The sequence below is a fragment of the Pseudomonas parakoreensis genome, from assembly GCF_021602155.1.
Classification (GTDB): Bacteria; Pseudomonadota; Gammaproteobacteria; order Pseudomonadales; family Pseudomonadaceae; genus Aquipseudomonas; species Aquipseudomonas parakoreensis.
Window position 1 is genome coordinate 152,394 of the sequence record NZ_BQHY01000001.1, and the last position, 23,590, is coordinate 175,983.

A 23,590-nucleotide genomic window follows, 5' to 3' on the forward strand; every position below is an offset into this window, starting at 1 on the left:
TCATCGAAACAATCTACCGGCCAGATTTTCCGGCCGGGCCTATGATCGGCGCATCTACTGAAACGGAGTGCCTGTCATGTTCTTTAACGGTCTGTTGTGCAGTTTGCTCGCCGCCTACGCCTGTGGCGCCAGCGGTACCTTTGAATCACCGGAACGCGAAGTTTAGTCCTTGGATCAAGGCGTGCCAGCCATTACCCTGTGACGGATTGACCCAGGAGGAAGGCATGTCTCTCACATCCGTTTGTGTTTTTTGCGGTGCCAACGCCGGCACTGATCCGGCTTACACCGAAGCCGCCAAGGCCCTTGGCCGCGCGCTGGCCGAGCGTCATCTGACGCTGGTTTACGGCGGTGGCGCCGTGGGCCTGATGGGCCTGGTGGCGGACGCCGCGCTGGCCGCTGGCGGCGAAGTGATCGGGATCATTCCGCAAAGCCTGATGGACAAGGAAATCGGCCACAAAAGCCTGACCCGTCTCGAAGTGGTCGATGGCATGCACGCGCGCAAGGCGCGCATGGCCGAGCTGAGCGATGCGTTCATCGCGTTGCCCGGCGGCCTCGGCACGCTGGAAGAGCTGTTCGAAGTCTGGACCTGGGGTCAGCTCGGCTACCACGGCAAACCGCTGGGGCTGCTGGAAGTGAACGGTTTTTACAGCAAACTCACGGCTTTTCTCGACCATATCGTCGGCGAAGGCTTCGTTCGCGCGCCACACCGTGACATGCTGCAAGTGAGCGAATCGCCCCAAACCCTGCTCGACGCCCTCGATCAGTGGAAGCCGACCGTCACGCCCAAGTGGGTCGACCAAAAACCCGGCTAACCGCCAGGCACCGATACAGGGCAGAATACGCGCCGCTCAACCTCACCTTCGACCCCAGAGGATCGCCCATGGCCAAACCCAATTACTCCTTCGCCAAACGTCAACGAGACCTGGCAAAGGAACAGAAGAAAGAGGAAAAGCTTCAGCGCAAGAAACAGATGGCTGAAGAAGCGGCACTGAACCCTGACGGGGAAGTGGCGACTGACAACGATGATGATGTTGATGCACCGAAAGACCAGGCGCCCGACGCCTGAGCTGATTGCTGATTCGCTCCCGGAGGGAGCGATCTGTGGTGAGGGAGCTTGCTCCCGCTGGGTTGCGCAGCGACCCCAAATTGTTTTGCGACTGCTTCGCAGTCGAGCGGGAGCAAGCTCCCTCGCCACATTGGCTCCCGCCAGTGAAATTCCCTACTCCAATGGCATCACCGTGACCCGCACTTCCGGATCATGCGAACCGCCCCCCAGAATCACCCCGCGCAACGGCGACACATCGGAAAAATCCCGGCCCCACGCCAGGGTGATGTGCTCCAGCGCCGGCTGCACGTTGTTGGTCGGATCGAAATCCACCCAGCCCGATACCGGACAGAACACCGACACCCACGCATGTGAAGCATCAGCGCCGATCAGCCGTGGCTGGCCCGGCGGCGGCTGGGTCAGCAGATAACCACTGATGTAGCGCGCTGCCAGCCCTCGCGAGCGCACGCAAGCGAGCATCAGATGCGCGAAGTCCTGACAAACGCCACGCCGGCGCTCCAGCACCTCGACCAGCGGTGTCGCCACTTGCGTCGCCTCGGCGTCGAAAGTGAACTCGCTGAAAATCTTCTGCATCAAAGCCTGCACGCCCAGCAACAAGGGTTTGCCCGGAGGAAAACAGCTTTCGGAGAATTCGACGAAGCTGCGCTTCAAATGCACGTAGGGCGACTGAAAGCGATAGCGACAAGCCTCCAGCATTTCGGCGGACAACGGCTGGCTGCTGTAGGTCAGCGCGTTGCGCGTCTGCTCCCACGCCGGGGACAGACTGAAATCCGCCAGTGGCCGCGCCAGCACCTCAACCGTGAGCCGGGCGTTGACCTGCAACTCGTCGTGCGGGCGCTCGAAGGCCAGCCGGGTCAGCGGATTGCCGAACACATCCAGCTCATCCCGCCGCGTGGTCGGCTGCGGGCTGATCAGCAATTGCTGCTCGGTGCAGCGCTGCCATGCGCACTCACGCGGCCACAGGTGCGCCAATTGCTGCGCCAGCGACACCGGGCTGTCGTAGTGGTAACAGGTGTCGTGGAGGATCTGGTAAAGGGCGCTCATCAGACGGACACCGTGCGCTGGCTGACATCATCGACATGGGCAAAGTGGCGCAGCGCCAGACGATCGGACACCTGAGCGCTGGCCTCGGCAATCGCTTGCAGCAGATCCGCCAGACCGTCGAGTGCCGCACGCACGCTGTTCTCCCCGAACAGCGGGTTCTCCAGACAGCCCAGATCGAACCGCGCCAGACGCTCGACCAATTGCGCCAGCCCGGCCTCACGAGGCACACCGAAATCATCGTTCAGGCGTTTTAACGTGCGGGTCACCAGTTTCAACTGAAACAGCACCGCATGCGGGTTCTGCTCATCCAGCAGCAACAGGTCGAGCACCGGAATCAACTGCGCCACCGCCAGGTACCGCGAACGGTAGGTGATACTGCTGTTGCCCAGTTCCAGCAGCCATTCCAGCCCGGCCTGATCGAACGCCCCGGCACCGCGCAGAAACGCCGCCAGACTGCTGCTGAGAAACTGCAAACGTTCGATGCGCCGGCCGATCATCAGAAAGCGCCAACCTTCGTCGCGGGTCATGTCGTCGAGGGCAAACCCGGACAACGCCGCCAGTGACATCACCAGCCGGTTGAGGAAATCCAGCAACTCGCCGAAGTCCGGCTCCTCGGTGTCCAGTTCCAGCGCCTCGCGCTGCAACTCGACCAACGCCTGCCAGTTCTCCCGCGAAAGCTTGCCGCGCACCTGCGAGGCCGCCCACTGCAAGCGCTGCAGGTTGGAGCGCAGGCTGAACGACCAGTCCTCGCCGAGCAGCGCCGCCAGCAGGCGCTCCGGCAACTCGCCCTCCTCCGGCAGCAACATCAGACGCTCGCCCAGCGCCACGGCGGCCTGCAAGGCTTGCGGATCATCACCATCGACATACCGCGCGAGCATGATCCGCAGCAGTCGCGCACTGTCGTCACAACGCTCGCAGTAACGGCCGAACCAGAACAGGTTCTCCACCACCCGCGAGGGCAGGTACGGATCGCGGCGCACCAGATCGTGTACGCCGACGTTGCGCTGGGTCTTCCATTGTTCGCCACTCGGCGCACGCTCGCCCAGCACCCAGGTGTCCTTGCTCGCCCCGCCGCGCTGCATCGACACCACTTCGGCATCGGCCTCGGCGGCGACCCGGGTCAGGCCACCGGGCAGCACGCGATAGCCATCGCGACTGGCCACGGCGTACATGCGCATGCCGATGGCTCGCGGTTGCAACTGGCCGTCTTCGGCTTGCCAGATCGGCGCCTGGGACAGCTGCGCCAACTCTTGCGCGACGTAGGCGTATGGCCGCGCCTGCATGCGCTCGGCGAGCGCCTGACGCTGTGGTTCACTCAGATCGCGGCCGAATACCGGCGCGAAGCTTTGTGAGGGAAATGCCGGTTTGATCAGCAGCCCCGGCAGTTTTTCCAGCGCCTGCGCCAGCACCGGCGCTTCGCCGCACCACCAGGTGGCGATGGACGGCAGCAGCAGTTCTTTGCCGAACAGGTACTGATTGATCTTCGGCAGAAATCCGAGTAATCCCGGCGACTCCAGCACGCCGCTGCCCAACGCATTGGCCACCAGCACCCGGCCCTGACGCACCGCTTCCAGCAACCCGGGCACCCCGAGCGCCGAGTCGGTGCGCAGCTCCAGCGGGTCGCAGAAGTCATCGTCGAGCCGGCGCATGATCGCGTGCACCCGGCGCAGACCGCTGAGGGTTTTCAGGTACACCGTGGCGTCGCGCACCGTCAGGTCGCCGCCCTCCACCAGCGGATAACCGAGCTGACGCGCCAGATAAAGATGTTCGAAGTAGCTTTCGTTGAAGCGCCCTGGCGTGAGCAACACCACCAGCGGCGCGTCGTCAGCACACGGCGCCTGACGCGCGAGGGTTTCCTGCAGGGTGCGAAAGAATCCGGCCAGGTGCTGCACTTTCAGATCGCGGTACAGCTCGGGAAACGCCCGCGAAACGATGGTGCGGTTTTCCAGCGCATAACCGGCGCCCGAGGGGGCCTGGGTACGATCCGCCGTAACCCACCAGCGCCCGTCCGGCGTGCGCGCCAGGTCCACGGCATACAGATGCAGAAACGCCTCTTCCGGTGGCGCGATGCCCTGACAGGGCCAGAGAAAATTGTTGTGGCCGAACACCAGCTCCGCCGGCAACAGCCCTTCGCGGATCAGCCGCTGCGGCCCGTACAGATCCGCCAGTACCGCGTTGAGCAAACGCGCACGCTGGGCAATCCCTGCCGACAGGTGCTGCCATTCATCAGCAGCGATCACATGCGGCAGCAGGTCCAGCTCCCACGGTCGGTCAGCGCCCTTCGGATCGGCGTAGACGTTATAAGTGACCCCGTTTTCCTGAATCTGTCGGGCGAGCAACGCCTGCCGCTGCACCAGTTGCGCCGGGGTGCTGCGCTGCAATTGATCGAACAGCCGCCGCCAGTGCGGGCGCACTTCCCCGCTGTCATCCAGCAGTTCGTGATAAGTGCCCGCAGTGCGCGGGTAGCGGTCTAGCAGGTCAGGCATGGAAAGCTCGGCAGACAGCAGGGAACGGTCAGACTAACGCAGGCACATGACGTGCGGATATACGAAAAATCCGCATGTCGTGCAGGACTTAGAAACGTCGCAAATCGAGTGTCATCGGCAACTCGTCGGAGATTGTCAGGTTGGGTATCGGAAGTTTCCCCGGCGTGTGTCCGATGCGGAAAAATCGCGCCATGCGCCGGCTCTCCGCCTCGTTGGCGTTGACCGGCAACGTTTCGTAATTGCGCCCGCCCGGGTGCGCCACGTGGTACTGACAGCCCCCCAGCGAACGCTGCATCCAGGTGTCGAGCAGATCGAACACCAGCGGCGCGTGCACCGGGATGGTCGGTTGCAGACAGTTGGCCGGTTGCCAGGCCCGGAAGCGCACACCGGCGACGAACTCGCCGATGCGCCCGGTCGGTTGCAGCGGCACCGGGACGCCGTTGCAGGTCAGCAGATAACGCTGCGGCGGCAGGCCGTTGAGTTTGATCTGCAAACGCTCCAGCGACGAGTCGACATAGCGCACCGTGCCGCCCGCCGTACCTTCCTCGCCCAGCACATGCCAAGGCTCCAGCGCCTGACGCAGCTCCAGTTCGATGCCGTTGACGGCGTAATCGCCGACCTTGGGAAAACGGAATTCCAGGTGCGCGGCGAACCATTCGGCGCGCAGTGGGTAACCGGCATTGTTCAGTTCGACGATGACGTCGGCGAAATCCTGCTCGATAAAGTGCGGCAGCATGAAACGGTCGTGCAGCTCGGTGCCCCAGCGCGCCAGTTTCGGCGGTGCATACGGCTCGCGCCAGAAGCGTGCGACCAGCGCGCGCAGCAACAACTGCTGGGCCAGGCTCATGCGCGCGTGGGGCGGCATCTCGAACGCGCGCAGCTCCAGCAGACCAAGACGCCCGGTCGCGCCATCCGGCGAATACAATTTGTCGATACAGAACTCGGCGCGGTGAGTATTGCCGGTGACGTCAATCAGCAGATTACGCAGCAGGCGATCCACCAGCCACGGCGCGCACTCTTGGCCCGGTTCAGGCATCTGCGCGAAGGCGATTTCCAGTTCGTACAAGGCGTCGTTGCGGGCCTCATCAACACGCGGCGCCTGCGAGGTGGGGCCGATGAACAAACCGGAAAACAGGTAGGACAGCGACGGGTGGTTGTGCCAGTAGCTGATCAGACTGCGCAACAAGTCCGGACGGCGCAGGAACGGTGAGTCCGCCGGGGTCGCGCCGCCGAGGACGAAATGGTTGCCACCGCCGGTGCCGGTGTGGCGGCCGTCGATCATGAATTTTTCGGTGGTCAGCCGCGTCTGTCGCGCCTGTTCATAGAGAAACTCGGTGCGTTCGACCAGTTCGTCCCACGTCGCGGACGGCTGCACGTTGACCTCGATCACCCCCGGGTCCGGGGTGATACGGAAGTTGCTCAGGCGCGGGTCACTCGGCGGCTCGTAACCTTCCAGCAGCACTGGGCAATGCAGCTCTTCGGCGGTAGCCTCGATGGCCGCCACCAGCTCCAGATAATCCTCGAGCCGCTCCAGCGGCGGCAGGAACAGATACAGACGCCCTTCACGCGCCTCGGCGCAGAAGGCGGTGCGGGTCAGCCAGTCGGCGGACTCGTCGATTGTCGGCGCACGCTCGTCGGCTGCGGCCGGTTCGGCATGACTGTTGAGCTGAGCGGTGTCCGGCAGCTCGGGGAAGGCCTGATTCGGATCGTTGGGATAAATGAACGGATACTCGGCGGCCTTCACCCACGGTTGCGAACCGAGCGGCAGACGGTAACCCAGCGGCGAGTCCCCGGGCACCAGCCGGCAATGCTCGTCGCGCAGGTACCAGCGCCCGCTCTGCCATTGATCACCCTTGGCGGTGCGCGCCAGCGGCAGCACCTGACCGATCACTTTATCCAGACCCTGATTGAAGACCTTGCGCAGACGTGCGCGCTCCAGCGGCTCTTCAAGTCGCGAATCTTCAGCGCTGACATTGCTCGGCAATGCGCCCTCGCGCCAGAGGTAATAGAAATTGTCTTCGTAGGCCGGAAACACGAAACGTGCAGGCAGTTTCAGACGTTCGGCAACACTCGCGAGAAAGCGTCCCGCCAGTTCACCATCGGCGCCGTAGTCGTGTTGCTCATCGGCGATCAGTGCGCTGTTGTGCCAGATCGGCACGCCATCGCGGCGCCAGTAGCAGTTGAGCGACCAACGCGGCAATTGCTCGCCCGGGTACCACTTGCCCTGACCGAAATGCACCAGACCTTTCGGCGCGTAGTGCTGGCGCATGCGCTGGAACAGTTCGGCGGAGAGGCGACGCTTGTCCGGCCCCAGCGCTGCTGTGTTCCATTCGGCACCGTCCGGGTCGTCGATGGAGACGAAGGTCGGCTCGCCACCCATGGTCAGGCGCACATCACCTTCCAGCAGGTCGGCATCAATCTGCCGCCCCAACGCCTGAATCGCCAGCCACTGCTCATCGGTGTAGGGCTTGGTCACCCGTGGCGCTTCCCAGATCCGCTCGACCGACATTTCGTGGCTGAACTGGCATTCGCACGGCTCGACCAGACCACTGATCGGCGCAGCTGAGGAAGGATCGGGACTGCAAGCCAGCGGGATATGCCCTTCACCGGCGAACAGCCCGGACGTGGCATCCAGACCAATCCAGCCAGCGCCCGGCAGGTAAACCTCGCACCACGCGTGCAGGTCGGTGAAATCGACGTCGGTGCCGGACGGGCCGTCGAGGCTTTTCACGTCGGCGGTCAGTTGAATCAGGTAGCCGGAGACAAACCGCGCGGCCAGCCCGAGGTTGCGCAACAACTGCACCAACAGCCACGCTGAGTCGCGGCAAGAGCCGGACGCCTGTTCGAGGGTGTGTTCCGGGGTTTGCACGCCCGGTTCCATGCGGATCAGATAGCGGATGTCTTCGCTGAGACGCTGGTTGAGCATCACCAGGAAATCCACCGCCGGCAGCGGCGTGCGATCAATGCTCTCCAGATAGGTTTTGAAGGCTGGGGTCAGCGGCAGGGTTTCGAGGTACGGCGCCAATTCCTTGCGCTCATCTGCGGCGTAACTGAAGGGGATTTTCTCGGCGTAAGGTTCGAGGAAGAAGTCGAACGGATTGAACACTGCCATCTCGGCCAGCAGATCGACTTCGATGCGCAATTCGTTGGTTTTCTCGGGGAACACCAGACGCGCGAGGTAGTTGCCCTGCGGGTCCTGCTGCCAGTTGATGAAGTGCTGCTCGGGCGAGACCTTCAGCGCATACGACAAGATCCGCGTGCGGCTGTGAGCGGCCGGACGCAGGCGGACGATCTGCGGGCCGAGTTCGACAGCGCGGTCGTAGCGGTAATGCGTGACGTGATGCAATGCGACATGAATCGACACGGCGTGCCTCCTGCGAGCCTAAGCGTATTCGAAAGCGCGCAAGACTTATGCCATGCAGAAGCTTGGGCGCTTTCCCGGAATGCTCAAGGCAGTACAGCACCAAAATCGGGCGATGCGGGGAAATGGATTGAGGAAGTTGCGCCTAAATGTGGCGAAGATCAAAAGATCGCAGCCTGCGGCAGCTCCTACAGGGAAACGCATGACCCGATGTAGGAGCTGCCGCAGGCTGCGATCTTTTGATCTTAAAAAAAACGCCAACCCGAAGGTTGGCGTTTTCTGTTTTAACGAGGAACGACGGGCTTGCGCGCCGGTTTCGGCCCCTTGCCCTTGGCCGCTTCCTTGCGCTCCTTGGCCGCCTGCTGGTTGCGGGCAAACGCCGCAGCCTTGGCTTGTTCACGCTTGTCCCAAGGGTTGCCACCGTCACTGGCACGCGGCGGCAGGCCGGTGTGCTGGGTCAGAATCTTGGTGGTCTTCTCTTTCGCGACCTTGTGGCTGCCGGCCGGCGTCGAGTTCTTGCGACGGGCGCTCTGGTAGCTGTCGGTGGCCGGCTGGTGCAGCGGGATCAACTGGTTCTTGCCCGGCCCGATCAGGTCGGCGCGGCCCATGCGGGTCAGCGCTTCGCGCAGCATCGGCCAGCCTTTCGGGTCGTGATAACGCAAGAACGCCTTGTGCAGACGACGCTGCTCCTCGCTCTTGACGATAGTCACACCGTCGCTCTTGTAGGTGACCTTGCGCAACGGGTTCTTGCCCGAGTGGTACATCGCGGTGGCGGTGGCCATCGGCGACGGGTAGAACGCCTGCACCTGGTCGGCACGGAAACCGTTGCCCTTGAGCCACAGCGCCAGGTTCATCATGTCTTCATCGGTGGTGCCCGGGTGCGCAGCGATGAAGTACGGGATCAGGTACTGCTCTTTGCCTGCTTCCTTGGTGTACTTCTCGAACATGCGCTTGAAGCGGTCGTAAGTACCGATCCCTGGCTTCATCATTTGGTTGAGCGGACCTTCCTCGGTGTGTTCCGGGGCGATCTTCAGGTAACCACCTACGTGGTGGGTCACCAGCTCTTTGACGTACTCCGGCGACTCGACCGCGAGGTCGTAACGCAGGCCGGAGGCAATCAGGATCTTCTTCACACCCGGCAAGGCACGGGCACTGCGGTACAGCTGAATCAGCGACGAGTGGTCGGTATTCAGGTTCGGGCAAATGCCCGGGAACACGCAGGACGGCTTGCGGCACGCGGATTCGATTTCCGGGCTCTTGCAGGCAATGCGGTACATGTTCGCGGTCGGGCCGCCGAGGTCGGAGATGACGCCGGTGAAACCCGGGACCTTGTCGCGGATCTCTTCGATTTCGCGAATGATCGACTCTTCGGAACGGTTCTGGATGATCCGGCCTTCGTGCTCGGTAATCGAGCAGAACGTGCAGCCGCCGAAGCAGCCACGCATGATGTTCACCGAGAAACGGATCATGTCGTAGGCCGGGATCTTTTCCTTGCCGTACGCCGGGTGCGGAACACGGGCGTAAGGCATGCCGAACACGTAGTCCATTTCTTCAGTGGTCATCGGAATCGGCGGCGGGTTGAACCAGACGTCAATCTCGCCATGCTTCTGCACCAGCGCGCGGGCGTTGCCCGGGTTGGTTTCCAGGTGCAGCACGCGGTTGGCGTGGGCGTACAGGACCGGATCGTTACGCACCTTTTCCATCGAAGGCAGGCGGATCACGGTCTTGTCGCGGGTCATCTTCGGGCTGGCCAGGATCTGCACGACCTTGGCTTCCTCGGGATCATCCACCGGCCCCTTTTCTTGCTCGATGGCGCAGGCCTGGGTGTCCTGGGTGTTGACGTACGGGTTGATGATCTTGTCGATCTTGCCCGGACGGTCGATGCGCGTGGAATCGACTTCGTACCAGCCTTGCGGCGTGTCACGGCGGATGAACGCGGTGCCGCGCACATCGGTGATGTCTTCGATCTTGTGCCCGTAGGACAGGCGCTGGGCCACTTCGACAATGGCCCGCTCGGCGTTGCCGTACAGCAGAATGTCAGCGCTGGCGTCGATCAGGATCGAGTTGCGCACGCGATCCTGCCAGTAGTCGTAGTGGGCGATGCGACGCAGGGACGCCTCGATGCCGCCGAGAACGATCGGCACATGCTTGTACGCCTCTTTGCAGCGCTGGCTGTAGACCAGGCTCGCGCGGTCCGGACGTTTGCCCGCCATGCCACCCGGCGTGTAGGCGTCGTCGGAACGGATTTTCTTGTCCGCGGTGTAGCGGTTGATCATCGAGTCCATGTTGCCGGCCGCGACGCCGAAGAACAGGTTCGGCTCGCCGAGCTTCATGAAATCGTCTTTGGACTGCCAGTTCGGCTGGGCAATGATCCCGACGCGGAAGCCCTGGGACTCCAGCAGCCGGCCGATGATCGCCATGCCGAACGACGGGTGATCGACGTAGGCATCACCGGTGACGATGATGATGTCGCAGGAATCCCAGCCGAGCTGATCCATCTCCTCCCTGCTCATCGGCAGGAATGGCGCTGGCCCGAAACATTCGGCCCAGTACTTTGGATAGTCAAATAACGGCTTGGCTGCTTGCATGTCGATAACCGGTGTTGGCTTTCATTGAATTTCGCGGGCGCGGAATATAGCACAAACTTTGACCAATTCCGACGGCTATGGTCGGAAATTGTGCTTTACCTGTGGCGAGGGAGCTTGCTCCCGCCGGGTTGCGAAGCAGCCCCCAGAATTCGACTGCTGCGCAGCCGATCGGGAGCAAGCTCCCTCGCCACAGGTGCTCGACGTTACTCGTCGTCGTCGAAGTTGTAACTGCCCGGCGCGAGGTTTTCGAAGCGGGTGTACTTACCGATAAACGCCAGGCGAATAAAGCCGATCGGGCCGTTCCGCTGCTTGCCGATGATGATTTCGGCGATGCCCTTGTGCTCGGTTTCCGGGTGATACACCTCGTCCCGGTACACGAACATGATGACGTCGGCGTCCTGCTCGATCGCTCCGGATTCCCGCAAGTCGGAGTTCACCGGACGCTTGTTGGGACGTTGCTCCAGGGAACGGTTGAGCTGCGACAACGCCACCACCGGGCAGTTGAATTCCTTGGCCAGGGCTTTCAGAGATCGCGAGATTTCGGAAATTTCGTTGGTCCGGTTGTCGCCGCTGGAACCGGGAATCTGCATCAGCTGCAGGTAGTCGATCATGATCAGACCGATGTCGCCATGTTCGCGAACCAGGCGCCGGGTCCGCGCACGCATTTCCGACGGACTGATGCCGGCGGTATCGTCGATGAACAGCTTGCGGTCGTTGAGCAGATTGACCGCCGAGGTCAGGCGCGGCCAGTCGTCGTCTTCCAGCTGGCCGGAACGCACCTTGGTCTGATCGATACGCCCCAGGGACGAAAGCATACGCATGATCAGCGATTCGCCTGGCATCTCGAGGGAGTACACCAGCACCGCCTTGTCGCTGCGCAGTACGGCGTTTTCCACCAGGTTCATGGCGAAGGTGGTCTTACCCATCGACGGACGGCCGGCGACGATGATCAGGTCGGCCGGTTGCAGGCCGCTGGTCTTCTCGTCAAGGTCGGTATAACCGGTGGACAGGCCAGTGATCGAGTCGGCGGTGTTGAACAGGGTGTCGATGCGATCGATGGCCTTGGTCAACAGTTCGTTGACGCCCACCGGCCCGCCAGTCTTGGGACGCGCCTCGGCGATCTGGAAGATCTGCCGTTCGGCCTCGTCGAGGATCTCTTCGGCGGTACGACCTTCGGGGTTGAAGGCGGCGTCGGCAATTTCAGTGCTGATGCCGATCAACTGGCGCAACGTCGCCCGCTGGCGAACGATCTGCGCATAGGCCTTGATGTTGGCGACGGACGGCGTGTTTTTCGCCAGCTCGCCAAGGTAACCGAGGCCGCCAACCTGGGACGTCTGACCTTCCTTGTCCAGTTGCTCGGCAAGGGTCACGACGTCGATCGGCATGTTCTGATCGGCCAGTTTGGCGATCGCACGGAAGATCAGGCGGTGGTCATGCCGGTAGAAATCGCCGTCGGAGACTTGATCGAGCACGCGTTCCCAGGCGTTGTTGTCCAGCATCAGACCACCGAGTACAGCCTGTTCGGCCTCGATGGAATGCGGCGGCACTTTCAGCGCGGCGGTTTGCAGATCGTATTGCTCGGGAGCGGTGATTTCGTTCATGGCCACTTGGAGTCAGGGTTGAAAACGGGAGTACCAGAAAGACAAAGGGCACGACCTGTAAACAGGATCGTGCCCGATGTTACCGGCTAGCACCCGAGGGTGCCAGCCGACAAGTATTGCTTAAGCTGCTACCACGACAACGCGTACGGTGGCTTCAACTTCGGCGTGCAGGTGCACAGCCACGTCGAATTCACCCACGTTGCGGATGGTGCCGTTCGGCAGACGAACTTCGCTTTTCGCCACTTCAACGCCGGAGGCGGTCAGTGCGTCAGCGATGTCGTGAGTACCGATCGAACCGAACAGCTTGCCTTCGTCGCCAGCGGTGGCAGTGATGGTCACTTCCAGCTCGGCCAGTTGGGCAGCACGGCTTTCAGCCGATGCTTTACGGTCTGCGGCGGCTTTTTCCAGCTCAGCGCGACGCTCTTCGAACGCAGCCAGGTTGGCAGCGGTCGCAGCGGTAGCTTTGCCGAAAGGCAGCAGGTAGTTACGGCCGTAACCGGCCTTAACGTTTACTTTGTCGCCCAGGTTGCCCAGGTTGGCGATTTTTTCCAGAAGGATCAGTTGCATGTGGAAATCCTCTTAACTTTTAACCTTCACCGTTCGCGTTATCGGTGCCTTTCGACACGTGACGACCGCGAAAATCAATCAGGCTGTCGACAATGGCCAGAACCACGAGCAACGGATAGAGCAGCTGCATGAACAACAGCAGCGTGACGTACAACCCCACCAGCCAGAAACCGGCCAGTCGCTTCTGCCCGACCAGCCCGTGAATCAGGGCCAGTCCGGCGAACACCAGCGGTACGCTGCACAACGGCGTCAACATGGCCATCTGTGCACCGAGATTCGGGCCCAGAAGCATCAACGCCAGCAGCAACATCGCCGGCCCCAGCGGGATCCGGATGGCGCGAAACTCGCGACCAAAACCACCCGGGTTGTACAACAACGCCTGCCAATGACGCCCGATAATCAGGCTCAGCACGCTGACGATCTGCAACAACGCCGCAATCAGTCCGGTCAGGACCGGTGCAATCAGGGACGCGAAACGCGCTTGCTCATCGACCGACAATTGCTTGTAGGTTTCACCAAGAAGCGCCGGCATGACCTTTATCAAGGCCTGCGCGAGCATCTCGATCTGGGCCGCAAACGCTGCCCCGAGCACCACAGAAAACACCACTCCAATCACTACGCTGACCAGCAGCGTGCGGACCCAGGATTCGCTTGCGCGCAACACCAACGCAAGCCCCGAAGACCCCAGCAGCACCAGAAGTGCTCGCGGATCATCGGCATACAGCCACCAGATCAATGCCGGCAGCAGCCCCAGGGACAGGACGCCAATGGCGTCCGTCAGTCCGCGCCGCAGAAGCACCAGGCTCCCGGCGGCAGCACCCAACCAATACAACAACGGCAATGTTGCACACCCGGCCACTACGAGAGTGGCCTGCATGCGGCCGCGCATGATGAACTCAGCTAAGGCACGCATGCATTCAATCCTTTGCTACTTGTCGACTGCCCGGTCTCAGCGGCCGTGGCTGTCGGTGTAGGCCAGCAGGGCCAGGAAGCGGGCGCGCTTGATAGCGGTGGCCAGCTGACGCTGATAACGAGCTTTGGTACCGGTGATGCGGCTTGGAACGATTTTGCCGGTCTCGGATACGTAGGCTTTCAGAGTGTTGAGATCTTTGTAATCGATCTCTTTCACGTCTTCAGCGGTGAAGCGGCAGAATTTACGACGACGGAAGAAACGTGCCATTTGATAGGCTCCTTAAAAGGTCCGTGGATTACTCGTCAGCGTTATCGCTGTTGTCGCTGTCATCACCCTCAACGCCATCAGCGTCGGAGTGCTCAGGACGGTCGCGACGCTCACGGCGCTCACTGCGGTTTTCTTCAGCCTTGAGCATCTCGGACTGGCCGGTAACGGCTTCGTCGCGACGGATGACCAGGTTACGGATCACAGCATCGTTGTAGCGGAAGTTGTCTTCCAGCTCGGCCAGGGCCTTGCCAGTGCACTCAACGTTCAGCATCACGTAGTGAGCCTTGTGAACATTGTTGATTGCGTAGGCCAGTTGACGACGGCCCCAGTCTTCCAGACGGTGGATTTTGCCGCCGTCTTCTTCGATCAGCTTGGTGTAACGCTCAACCATGCCGCCGACTTGCTCGCTCTGGTCAGGGTGGACCAGAAAGATGATTTCGTAATGACGCATGAATGCTCCTTACGGGTTGTAGCCTGCCGCTCAAAAACGGTCAGACAAGGAGTGAATGACACTTATGGACTTGCTGGCGCGGGGCACATGCGTGCCTGCCGTCACAGCAAGGGGCGCAATTGTAGAGAAGGGACTGCAGAGGTGCAAGGCAATTGGTGATTATTTGAACAATCACCGATCTTCGGCCTGACACAAAACACTGTGGGAGCGCGCCTGCTCGCGAATGCGATCTATCAGGCAACATTATTGTCGTCTGACACACCCCTTTCGCGAGCAGGCTCGCTCCCACATTTGAACCGATTTCAGCTCAAGATTACTTCTTCGCGGCAACTTTGGCCTTGGCGCCGCGTTGACGCTGCGCTTCGAACAGGCACACGCCGGTCGCCACGGACACATTAAGGCTGCTGACGCTGCCAGCCATCGGCAGGTTCACCAGATAGTCACAGTGCTCGCGGGTCAGGCGACGCATGCCTTTGCCTTCGGCACCCATGATCAGGATGGTCGGGCCGGTCAGGTCCTGGTCATAAATGCTGACCTCGGCCTCCCCCGCCGTGCCGACCACCCACAGACCGCGCTGCTGGAGCTTTTCCAGAGTACGCGCCAGATTGGTCACCGCCACCAGCGGAATCACTTCTGCCGCGCCGCAGGCCACTTTGCGCACCACGGGCGTCAGGGTTGCCGACTTGTCCTTGGGCACGATCACCGCCAGCGCTCCCGCAGCATCCGCCGAACGCAGGCAGGCGCCGAGGTTGTGCGGGTCGGTCACGCCGTCGAGCACCAGCAACAACGGTGCGCCTTCGGTGCGGTCGAGCAGTTCGTCGAGCATCGCCTCGCCCCAGACCTGGCTCGGGCTGACCTCCGCCACTACGCCCTGGTGCACGCCTTCAACCCAGGCGTCCATTTCGCGGCGCTCGGCCTGACCGATCTGCACACGATTTTCGTTGGCCAGTTCGATCAGGGTCTGCACGCGCGGATCATTGCGGCTTTCGGCCAGCCAGATCTGCTTGACGCGTTTCGGGTGGTGACGCAGCAACGCTTCTACCGCGTGAACGCCGTAGATTTTTTCCAACTGACTCATGACTTCGCCTTCGGTTTACGCGACCCGCCACTTTTGGCTGGAGCCGAACCCGCTTTTGGCGGGCCTTTACGGTGTTTGCTCGGTTTGGCTGGCTTGCCGCCGACGGCCTTGTCAGGCGTCGACCGTCCGGTCTTTCCCCCAGACGCCGCTTTACCACCGCTTTTGGCTTCGGCCAGCAAGGCCTTCTTCAACTCACGGCTTTTGCGCAGCTCGGCGTTTTTCGCCACGGCATCGCTCGGGCGATAGGCCTCGACAGCCTTTTCCTTGGCCGGACGACGGCTGGCGGTTTTCGCCGGAGCCTTGTCCTCCACAGCCTTGGTCGCAGGCGCTGCGGTATCGGCGCCACGTTTCTTACGACCAATCGGCGCGCTGATGGTTTTTTCGGCCATCTCGAAGTCGATCTTGCGCTCGTCGAGGTCGACGCGCATCACGCGCACTTCAACGGTATCGCCGAGGCGGAAGCTGCGGCCGGTGCGCTCGCCCGCGAGACGGTGATGCACAGGATCGAAGTGGTAGTAATCGCCCGGCAGCGCGGTGACGTGCACCAAGCCTTCGACATAGATGTCAGTCAGCTCGACGAACAGACCAAAACCGGTCACCGCCGTGATCACGCCCGGGAACGATTCGCCGACGCGATCCTTCATGAACTCGCACTTGAGCCAGTTCACCACGTCGCGGGTGGCCTCGTCGGCACGGCGCTCGCTCATCGAGCACTGCTCGCCGAGCTGTTCCAGTGCGGCTTCGTCGTATGGGTAGATACGCGCCTTCGGAATGGTCATCGCCCCGGCACGGCGAACGTGCGGCGTGTCCTGCTTCGAATGGATCACGCTGCGGATCGCGCGGTGCGTGAGCAGGTCCGGGTAACGACGGATCGGCGAGGTGAAGTGGGTGTAGGCCTCGTAATTCAGGCCGAAGTGCCCTTCGTTCTGGGCGCTGTACACCGCCTGACTCAGGGAGCGCAGCATCACGGTCTGGATCAGATGAAAGTCCGGACGGTCCTTGATGCTCGCCAACAGGGCCTGATAGTCCTTCGGCGACGGTCCTTCCTTGCCTTTGTGCAGGGACAGGCCCAGCTCGCCGAGGAAGGCGCGCAGTTTTTCCAGACGCTCCGGTGGCGGGCCGTCGTGGACGCGGTACAGCGCAGGGATTTCGTGCTTCTTGAGGAATTCGGCAGTGGCCACGTTGGCCGCCAGCATGCATTCCTCGATCAGCTTGTGCGCATCGTTGCGGGTGGTCGGACGGATTTCGGCGATCTTGCGCTCGGAACCGAAGATGATCCGGGTTTCCTGCGTTTCGAAATCGATCGCGCCGCGCACGTGACGGGCAGCCAGCAACACTTTGTACAGCGCATAGAGCTGCTTGAGGTGCGGCACCACGTCGGTGTATTCGCCGCGAAGCTTGCGTGCTTCGGTGGCTTTCGGGGTTTCCAGCATCGCGCTGACCTTGTTGTAGGTCAGGCGGGCGTGGGAATGGATCACCGCTTCGTAGAAGCAGTAGTCGGTCATTTCGCCGGACTTGGAGATGGTCATCTCGCAAACCATGGCCAGACGGTCGACATGCGGGTTCAGCGAGCACAGGCCGTTGGACAGCTGCTCAGGCAGCATCGGCACCACGCGCTCGGGGAAGTACACCGAGTTGCCGCGCACCTGGGCTTCGTTGTCCAGCGCCGAACCGATCTTCACGTAGCTGGAAACGTCGGCAATCGCCACGTACAACTTCCAGCCACCGGAGAACAGACGCAGTTTGCCCGGTTTGGCTTCGCAGTAGACCGCGTCGTCGAAGTCGCGGGCATCTTCGCCGTCGATGGTGACGAACGGCAGATGGCGCAGATCGACACGCTTCTCTTTGTCTTTTTCTTCGACTTCAGGCTTGAGCTTGGCGGCTTCTTTCAGCACCGCTTCAGGCCAGACGTGCGGAATGTCGTAGGTACGCAGCGCGACATCGATTTCCATGCCCGGCGCCATGTAGTTGCCGACCACTTCGATCACATCGCCTTGCGGCTGGAAGCGCGGCGTCGGCCAGTGGGTGATTTTCACCTCGACGAACTGACCGATTTGCGCGTTGGCGTTGCGACCCGGAGTCACCAGCACTTCCTGCTGAATCTTCGGATTGTCGGCCACGACGAAACCGATGCCGCCTTCTTCGAAGTAGCGACCTACGATGCTCTCGTGGGCACGGGACACCACTTCGACGATCACGCCTTCCCGGCGACCGCGACGGTCGAGACCGGAAACCCGAGCCAGGGCACGGTCACCGTCGAACACCAGACGCATTTGCGCCGGGCTCATGAACAAATCGTCGCTGCCGTCGTCCGGCACCAGGAAGCCGAAGCCGTCACGGTGACCGCTGATGCGACCGAGGATCAGATCGAGCTTGTCTACCGGCGCATAGGTGCCACGGCGGGTGTAGATCAGTTGAGCGTCGCGCTCCATGGCGCGCAGGCGGCGGCGCAGGGCTTCGATCTGGTCTTCGGTGGTCAGACCAAACTCTTCGACCAGTTGCTCGCGGGCAGCAGGCGAACCCCGATCAGCAAGGTGCTGAAGGATCAGTTCGCGGCTGGGAATAGGGTTTTCATATTTTTCCGCTTCACGAGCGGCCTCGGGATCGAGGGACTGCCAATCGGCCATTAGAGAGTTTTCACCTTGTCTATATGCGGGTTAGTTTGGCATAGGCGTCATCAAACGGGAAATTTCCGACTCTATAAGGCCCTTCTGAAGCCTTGTATCGACGCCTGAAAGCCCTTTTGAACACCGCCGGTAAAAAAAATCATTTTTTTTGCTGCCGGGGGTTTACAGTTAAAAAGGCGCTCCGTATAGTGCGCGCCATCGACGACGTACACACGTTGACGAGATGCCCAGGTGGTGAAATTGGTAGACACGCCAGCTTCAGGTGCTGGTGACCTTACGGTCGTGGAAGTTCGAGTCTTCTCCTGGGCACCAATTTCGAGTTTGAGACTAGAACAGTTTCAAGACTCACACAAAAACCCGCGAAAGCGGGTTTTTTGCATTCCGGGGAACGGTTTTGTCAAACCCGATTAATTAAAATTAAATCAGGGGTTTACAGATCAAAAAGCGCTCCGTATAGTGCGCCACATCAACAGCGGCAACGCTCGCGATGAATGCCCAGATGGTGAAATTGGTAGACACGCCAGCTTCAGGTGCTGGTGACCTTACGGTCGTGGAAGTTCGAGTCTTCTTCTGGGCACCAATTCAAACTCAAGGTTACGACGTTGAGTTTCCAAAAAACCCGCGAAAGCGGGTTTTTGCGTTTCTGGCATTTGAAAACTTGCGCCCCGACCCTGTAGGAGCTGCCGAAGGCTGCGATCTTTTGATCTTTTTTTAAAAGCAAAGATCGCAGCCTTCGGCAGCTCCTACATTTCTGCGAATGCGCCGTACCAGAGCTGGCAGCAGCCCGCAAGGCGCACTTGAGAAACAATATCGTTTATCATTGTTGCAAGTTTTTGCAATGCGACAGTGAGGAACCCTGCGAATGATGTTTCGAAATACCCTGCGCCGCGGCTTGACCTTCACCCTGCTCGGCCTGGCACTCGCCACTCCCCTCACCCAGGCAGCCGATGCGGTTTCCCTGACACTCTACAACGGTCAACACAAGGAAGTCGGCGATGCGATCGCCAAGGCTTTCGAAGCCAAGACCGGCATTCACGTCAATGTACGCAAAGGCAGCAGCAACCAGCTCGCCAGCCAGGTCATCGAAGAAGGCGACCGCTCCCCCGCCGACGTGATCTACACCGAAGAATCCCCACCACTGAACAACCTCGGCGAGCAAGGCCTGCTGGCCAAGACCGATGACGCCACGCTGGCCGTGCTGCCGAAAGAATACGTTGCCGGCAACGGCACCTGGATCGGTGTCACCGCGCGGGTTCGCGTGGTTGCCTACAACCCGAAACTGGTCGCCGAAAAAGACCTGCCGAAGTCGGTGATGGAATTCTCCGATCCGAAGTGGCAAGGCAAAGTCGGCTTCGTCCCGACCAGCGGCGCCTTTCAGGAACAGGCCGTGGCAATCATCAAGATGCACGGTCGCGACGCCGCCGAAGAATGGCTGACCGGCCTGCGCGCTTTCGGCAAGACCTACAGCAACAACATGGTAGCCCTCAAAGCCGTGGAAAATGGTGAGGTCGCCACCGTATTGGTGAACAACTACTACTGGTTCGCCCTGCAGCGCGAGAAAGGCAAACTCGACTCGAAACTGCATTACTTCACCGGCGGCGATGTCGGCGGGCTGATCACCGTGTCCAGTGCTGCCGTGCTGAAATCCAGCAAACATCCAAAAGAAGCTCAGCAATTCCTTGCCTACATGGCCAGCGAAGAAGGTCAGCGCGTGATCACCCAGACCACCGCCGAATACCCGCTGCACAAGGGCATGGAATCGGATCGCGGGCTCAAGCCATTCAGCGAACTGCAAGCGCCGAACGTGACCCCGGCCGATTTGGGCAACGCTGAGGAAGCCCTTGAGCTGGAACGTGAAGTTGGCCTGAACTGATGGCCGCATCGTTATCCGCCCCCGCCGCGCGCGGGGGTTACGTGCCACGCCGCAAGCGGCCATCGATCTGGCTGGTGCTGCCGGTTTTACTACTGGTGGTGCTGAGCCTGTTGCCGCTGGCCTATGTCGGGCTGAAAGCCTGGCAGGCCGGCTGGGCCGAGGCACTGCACTTGCTGTGGCGCCCGTATGTGTTTGGCCTGCTGCGCAACACGCTGGCGTTGATGGTTGGCGTGACGCTGACGTGCGGCGTGATCGGCCTGTCACTGGCGTGGCTGCTGGAGCGCAGCAATCTGCCGGGACGACGCCTGTGGGGCGTGATTCTGTGCCTGCCGTTCGCGGTACCGGCGTTCGTCAGCAGCTTTACCTGGGTATCGTTGAGCGCGCAGTTCGAAGGCCTCGGCGGGGCGATTCTGGTGATGAGCCTGTCGAAGTATCCGCTGATCTTTCTGCCGGTCGCGGCAACCCTGCGCAACCTTGATCCGTCCCTTGAAGAATCGGCTCGCACCTTGGGACAGAACCGCTGGGGCGTGTTTTTCCGCGTCACTCTGCCGTTGCTCTGGCCATCGCTGCTGGCCGGTTCGCTACTGATTGCCCTGCACATGCTGGTCGAGTTCGGCGCGCTGTCGATCATCGGCCTGCAAACCTTCACCACCGCGATCTATCAGCAATTCGAACTGGAATTCAGCAACGCCAACGCGGCAATGCTGTCGGCAGTGTTGCTCGCCTTGTGTCTGATGCTGCTGTGGCTGGAGCTGCGTGTCCGCGGCAAAGGTCGCCATGTACGCACTGGCCAGGGCGCGGCACGTCAGGCCGAACAAGTGCGATTGGGGCCGTGGGCTATTGTCGGTCAGTTGTATTGCCTGTTGCTGGCGATTGTCGGCAGCGGAATTCCGCTGGGCATGCTCGCGTACTGGCTGGCGGTTGGCTCATCGGCAGCCTTCCCGGTCGCAGCGATCACAGAGGCGCTGCTGTCTTCGCTGGCCTTGTCGCTCGGTGGCGCAGCGCTGTGCCTGCTGCTGGCGGTGCCGGTCGGACTGCTGGTGGTGCGTTACAAGGGCCAACTGGCGCTCTGGGCCGAGCGCTTGCCGTATCTGCTCCACGCCTTACCGGGCCTGGTGATTGCGTTGACGCTGGTGTATTTCGCCCTGCATTACGTGCCGGCGTTGTACCAGACGTCGGCGCTGCTGCTGATCGCCTATGCGCTGCTGTTCCTGCCGCTGGCGCAGGCGCCAATTCGCACAGCACTGAACAAGGCTGCGCCGCAGTTGGAAGAAGCGGCACGCACGCTGGGCGCATCGTCGTTCACCGCGTTTTGCCGGGTGACCCTGCCGATCATTTTCCCGGCACTGGGCGCGGCGTTTGCGCTGGTGTTTCTGGATGCGATGAAGGAACTGACGGCGACGCTGCTGCTGAGCCCTACCGGGCTTAACACGCTGGCGACCGAGGTCTGGGCGCATACCGCGAATGTCGAATTTGCGGCGGCGGCACCTTATGCGGCGCTGTTGATTGTGGTGTCGGGGTTGCCGGTGTATCTGCTGACGACCCGTATGTACCTGAGCCGCTAAAAGATCGCAGCCTGCGGCAGCTCCTACAGGGAAATGCAAATCCCCATGTAGGAGCTGCCGCAGGCTGCGATCTTTTGATTTAAGCCCTGAACTGTCCGAGGCTGGCCTTCAACTGCGCCGCCAACCCATCCAGCACCTTGCCACTGGCCGTGGTTTCCACCACCGCTTGCGCCGCTTTCTCGGCCTGGGCATGAATCGTCTCGACCCGCCCGCGCACTGCCTGCGCGCCCTGCGCCTGATGCGCCGCCGCCTGCGTCGCCAGACCAATCGCCGCGTGCACCTGCTCGACCGATGCCTGCACTGACTGCTGCAACCGTGCGCTGTCGCGTAACACCAGCAACCCTTCGCTGGCCTGCCGCCCGGCCTGACCAATCGCCTCGACCGCCTCACGCGCGCCTTGCTGCAACGCGACGATGTGCGCCTGGATATCGCCCGTCGAGCTTTGCGTCTTGCTCGCCAAGGCGCGCACTTCATCCGCAACCACCGCAAAACCGCGCCCGGTCTCGCCGGCCCGCGCCGCTTCGATCGCCGCGTTCAAGGCCAACAGGTTGGTCTGCTCGGCGATGCCGTGAATCACCGTCAACACCACTTCAATCTGTTCGCTCTGCTGCGCCAGTCGCTCGATGACTTTCGCCCCGGTGTCGACCTGCCCGGCCAGCGCCTCGATCAAACTGCCGACCTTCGCCGAGGTGCGAGTGTTTTCATCGGTGGCCTGGCGAATATCCACCACCTGCTTCAACGCCGCCTGCATGGCATGGCTTTCCGACTGCGCCTCGTCAGCCATCTGCGACAGCGCGCGCAGGCTCTCCGCCACTTCATCACGCTGCATCCCGGCCGCTGCGTCGGCACCGGCATTGCGCAGGGTCATCGCACCGATTTCCACGCCGGTACGCTGGGCCACATCGCCCGCCTCGCGCACGATCGGCTGTAACTTATCCACAAAGCGATTGACTGCCGAGGCCATGTCGCCGATTTCGTCCTTGCTGTTGATCTGCACGCGCTTGGTCAGGTCGCCCTCGCCCGCCGCCAGATCGTCCATCGCTGCGTTGAGCATTTTCAGACGATTGACCACTCGATGCCCGAGCACCACCGCCAGCAACAGCAACACGCCGCAACCGACCAGCGCCAGGCCCATGCCGATCCGCCAGCGCAAGGTCGCGGCGGCATCCTGCACGGTGCTGCTGGTATTGGCTTTCATTTCGGCAGCGGTGGATTGCGCCGACTGCAGGCGTGCCTGCATCGCAGTCGCGCTGTCCGCTGCTGCGCCTTTGAGGCTGTCGCCCACCAGTTGATCACTGCTGGCGATCAGCGCCGAGAAGCGCTGGTCGAGCGCCGCCAGATCGGTTTCCACCGACGCGGTCGAGACGCCCATCAGCACTTTGCCGATTTCCACGCCGTTAGGGTTGATCGACGCTTCGAGGTAGTAAACCGACGGATCGTTCTTCGCCGCGTCCAGCACCTTGTCCAGCGCACGCTCGCCCTGGCCTTTTTCCAGCAGGGCTTTGTTGATCGGGTTTTCGCGATTGAGATAACGCGTCAGGTGCTGTCCGGTGGCGTCGTCGTAAACAACGAACAGCACGTTGGGATTGCGCTGGGCGCGGCGGGCGAATTCCGACAGGGTCGGCACGTCGCTGTCCCACATGGCGCGTGGCGCCACTGAGGCGAGCAACTGGGCCATGTCATTGGCCGAATCCTTCAGGTCTTTTTCCAGCGTCGCACGCAGTTGTGCCTGCTCATCCTTCAGACGCGCGGACAGACCAGCGGTCAGACGCTGCCGGGTACTTGAGGAAAGGTTGTCGAGGCTGGAGGTGACTTCACGCCCGGCCTGCTCCAGCTCGCTTGAAAGCTTCTGGCTATCAGCACCCAGACGAGTGCCGAGGTCGGCTTCCAGCGCCGTGACCGTGCTTCGTGTCAGGGCGACTGCCACCAGCACTTGCACCAAAAGGGCGATACCAAGGGTAACGAACACGGGCCGCAACAAACGGCTTTGTAACAGTGAGAGAACGGCCGACACTGTGAATCCCTCTACGTCTGACGCCATTAATTTGATGGCACTCTTGTAGGAAGATTTACAGCAAAGGTCATGCCGTCCAACAGGCATAA

General features: G+C 61.5%; 16 protein-coding genes and 2 tRNA genes. 6 read left to right on the top strand and 12 right to left on the bottom strand.

Translation table 11 applies throughout. The annotated features are described in order from the left end of the window. The first annotated feature begins 224 nt into the window (after positions 1-224). Together L6D63_RS00660 and L6D63_RS00665 are read left to right on the top strand one after the other, a co-directional pair. Complete coding sequence (locus tag L6D63_RS00660; RefSeq protein WP_047290993.1) at positions 225-812, top strand: LOG family protein; 588 nt, start codon at positions 225-227, stop codon at positions 810-812. Between the two features lie 68 nt (positions 813-880). Then, positions 881-1,066 carry a hypothetical protein gene (locus L6D63_RS00665; RefSeq protein WP_025111839.1) on the top strand — a complete coding sequence of 62 codons (186 nt, stop codon included), beginning with the start codon at positions 881-883 and terminating at the stop codon, positions 1,064-1,066. Between the two features lie 153 nt (positions 1,067-1,219). Here L6D63_RS00665 and L6D63_RS00670 read toward each other — a convergent pair whose 3' ends face one another. The 11 genes from L6D63_RS00670 to rnr form a co-directional block, all read right to left on the bottom strand. Further along, the gene (locus L6D63_RS00670) at positions 1,220-2,110 is read right to left on the bottom strand and encodes a transglutaminase family protein (RefSeq protein WP_047290992.1); all 891 of its coding nucleotides are present in this window, start codon (positions 2,108-2,110) and stop codon (positions 1,220-1,222) included. Beyond that, positions 2,110-4,596, bottom strand: coding sequence for a circularly permuted type 2 ATP-grasp protein (locus tag L6D63_RS00675; protein WP_131670985.1), 2,487 nt, complete (start codon positions 4,594-4,596; stop codon positions 2,110-2,112). The genes L6D63_RS00670 and L6D63_RS00675 overlap by 1 nt, the downstream gene beginning before the upstream one ends. A gap of 88 nt (positions 4,597-4,684) precedes the next feature. Further along, on the bottom strand, positions 4,685-7,960 hold the full coding sequence (locus L6D63_RS00680) for a transglutaminase family protein (protein WP_131670984.1): 3,276 nt from the start codon (positions 7,958-7,960) through the stop codon (positions 4,685-4,687). A 281-nt stretch (positions 7,961-8,241) separates the two neighbouring features. Continuing rightward, on the bottom strand, positions 8,242-10,545 hold the full coding sequence (locus L6D63_RS00685) for a YgiQ family radical SAM protein (protein WP_041065663.1): 2,304 nt from the start codon (positions 10,543-10,545) through the stop codon (positions 8,242-8,244). A gap of 203 nt (positions 10,546-10,748) precedes the next feature. Continuing rightward, positions 10,749-12,146, bottom strand: coding sequence for a replicative DNA helicase (gene dnaB / locus L6D63_RS00690; protein ID WP_041065665.1), 1,398 nt, complete (start codon positions 12,144-12,146; stop codon positions 10,749-10,751). 120 nt (positions 12,147-12,266) lie between these two features. After that, on the bottom strand, positions 12,267-12,713 hold the full coding sequence (rplI, locus tag L6D63_RS00695; RefSeq protein ID WP_003186385.1) for a 50S ribosomal protein L9: 447 nt from the start codon (positions 12,711-12,713) through the stop codon (positions 12,267-12,269). A 19-nt stretch (positions 12,714-12,732) separates the two neighbouring features. Then, positions 12,733-13,626: a hypothetical protein gene (locus L6D63_RS00700; protein WP_047290989.1), complete on the bottom strand. Its 894-nt coding sequence runs from the start codon at positions 13,624-13,626 to the stop codon at positions 12,733-12,735. Positions 13,627-13,662: 36 nt separating this feature from the next. Then, on the bottom strand, positions 13,663-13,893 hold the full coding sequence (gene rpsR / locus L6D63_RS00705; protein ID WP_002551829.1) for a 30S ribosomal protein S18: 231 nt from the start codon (positions 13,891-13,893) through the stop codon (positions 13,663-13,665). A 28-nt stretch (positions 13,894-13,921) separates the two neighbouring features. Continuing rightward, positions 13,922-14,344, bottom strand: a complete 423-nt coding sequence (rpsF, locus tag L6D63_RS00710) for a 30S ribosomal protein S6 (protein ID WP_003221133.1) — start codon at positions 14,342-14,344, stop codon at positions 13,922-13,924. A gap of 313 nt (positions 14,345-14,657) precedes the next feature. Then, on the bottom strand, positions 14,658-15,422 hold the full coding sequence (gene rlmB, locus L6D63_RS00715) for a 23S rRNA (guanosine(2251)-2'-O)-methyltransferase RlmB (RefSeq protein ID WP_047290988.1): 765 nt from the start codon (positions 15,420-15,422) through the stop codon (positions 14,658-14,660). After that, positions 15,419-18,049, bottom strand: coding sequence for a ribonuclease R (gene rnr / locus L6D63_RS00720; protein WP_047290987.1), 2,631 nt, complete (start codon positions 18,047-18,049; stop codon positions 15,419-15,421). Before rnr ends, rlmB begins: the two co-directional genes overlap by 4 nt. 225 nt (positions 18,050-18,274) lie before the next feature. Here rnr and L6D63_RS00725 point away from each other — a divergent pair. From L6D63_RS00725 to L6D63_RS00740, 4 genes are all read left to right on the top strand, one after another. Further along, a tRNA-Leu gene (locus L6D63_RS00725) sits at positions 18,275-18,361 on the top strand. A gap of 181 nt (positions 18,362-18,542) precedes the next feature. After that, positions 18,543-18,629 (top strand) — tRNA-Leu (locus L6D63_RS00730). A 282-nt stretch (positions 18,630-18,911) separates the two neighbouring features. Beyond that, positions 18,912-19,922 carry an extracellular solute-binding protein gene (locus L6D63_RS00735; protein WP_047290985.1) on the top strand — a complete coding sequence of 337 codons (1,011 nt, stop codon included), beginning with the start codon at positions 18,912-18,914 and terminating at the stop codon, positions 19,920-19,922. Then, positions 19,922-21,487: an ABC transporter permease gene (locus tag L6D63_RS00740; protein ID WP_095667686.1), complete on the top strand. Its 1,566-nt coding sequence runs from the start codon at positions 19,922-19,924 to the stop codon at positions 21,485-21,487. Before L6D63_RS00735 ends, L6D63_RS00740 begins: the two co-directional genes overlap by 1 nt. Before the next feature lie 79 nt (positions 21,488-21,566). On the opposite strand, the gene L6D63_RS00745 is transcribed toward L6D63_RS00740, so the two are convergent. Further along, positions 21,567-23,501: a methyl-accepting chemotaxis protein gene (locus L6D63_RS00745; protein WP_121183423.1), complete on the bottom strand. Its 1,935-nt coding sequence runs from the start codon at positions 23,499-23,501 to the stop codon at positions 21,567-21,569. Positions 23,502-23,590 lie beyond the last annotated feature (89 nt).

Coding starts and splice junctions, on each gene's coding strand:
- L6D63_RS00670 (WP_047290992.1), bottom strand. CDS start 2,110: ATGAGCGCCCTTTACCAGATCCTCCACGACACCTGTTACCACTACGAC.
- rpsR (WP_002551829.1), bottom strand. CDS start 13,893: ATGGCACGTTTCTTCCGTCGTCGTAAATTCTGCCGCTTCACCGCTGAA.
- L6D63_RS00660 (WP_047290993.1), top strand. CDS start 225: ATGTCTCTCACATCCGTTTGTGTTTTTTGCGGTGCCAACGCCGGCACT.
- L6D63_RS00675 (WP_131670985.1), bottom strand. CDS start 4,596: ATGCCTGACCTGCTAGACCGCTACCCGCGCACTGCGGGCACTTATCAC.
- rpsF (WP_003221133.1), bottom strand. CDS start 14,344: ATGCGTCATTACGAAATCATCTTTCTGGTCCACCCTGACCAGAGCGAG.
- rplI (WP_003186385.1), bottom strand. CDS start 12,713: ATGCAACTGATCCTTCTGGAAAAAATCGCCAACCTGGGCAACCTGGGC.
- rlmB (WP_047290988.1), bottom strand. CDS start 15,422: ATGAGTCAGTTGGAAAAAATCTACGGCGTTCACGCGGTAGAAGCGTTG.
- L6D63_RS00740 (WP_095667686.1), top strand. CDS start 19,922: ATGGCCGCATCGTTATCCGCCCCCGCCGCGCGCGGGGGTTACGTGCCA.
- L6D63_RS00700 (WP_047290989.1), bottom strand. CDS start 13,626: ATGCGTGCCTTAGCTGAGTTCATCATGCGCGGCCGCATGCAGGCCACT.
- rnr (WP_047290987.1), bottom strand. CDS start 18,049: ATGGCCGATTGGCAGTCCCTCGATCCCGAGGCCGCTCGTGAAGCGGAA.
- dnaB (WP_041065665.1), bottom strand. CDS start 12,146: ATGAACGAAATCACCGCTCCCGAGCAATACGATCTGCAAACCGCCGCG.
- L6D63_RS00685 (WP_041065663.1), bottom strand. CDS start 10,545: ATGCAAGCAGCCAAGCCGTTATTTGACTATCCAAAGTACTGGGCCGAA.
- L6D63_RS00735 (WP_047290985.1), top strand. CDS start 18,912: ATGATGTTTCGAAATACCCTGCGCCGCGGCTTGACCTTCACCCTGCTC.
- L6D63_RS00665 (WP_025111839.1), top strand. CDS start 881: ATGGCCAAACCCAATTACTCCTTCGCCAAACGTCAACGAGACCTGGCA.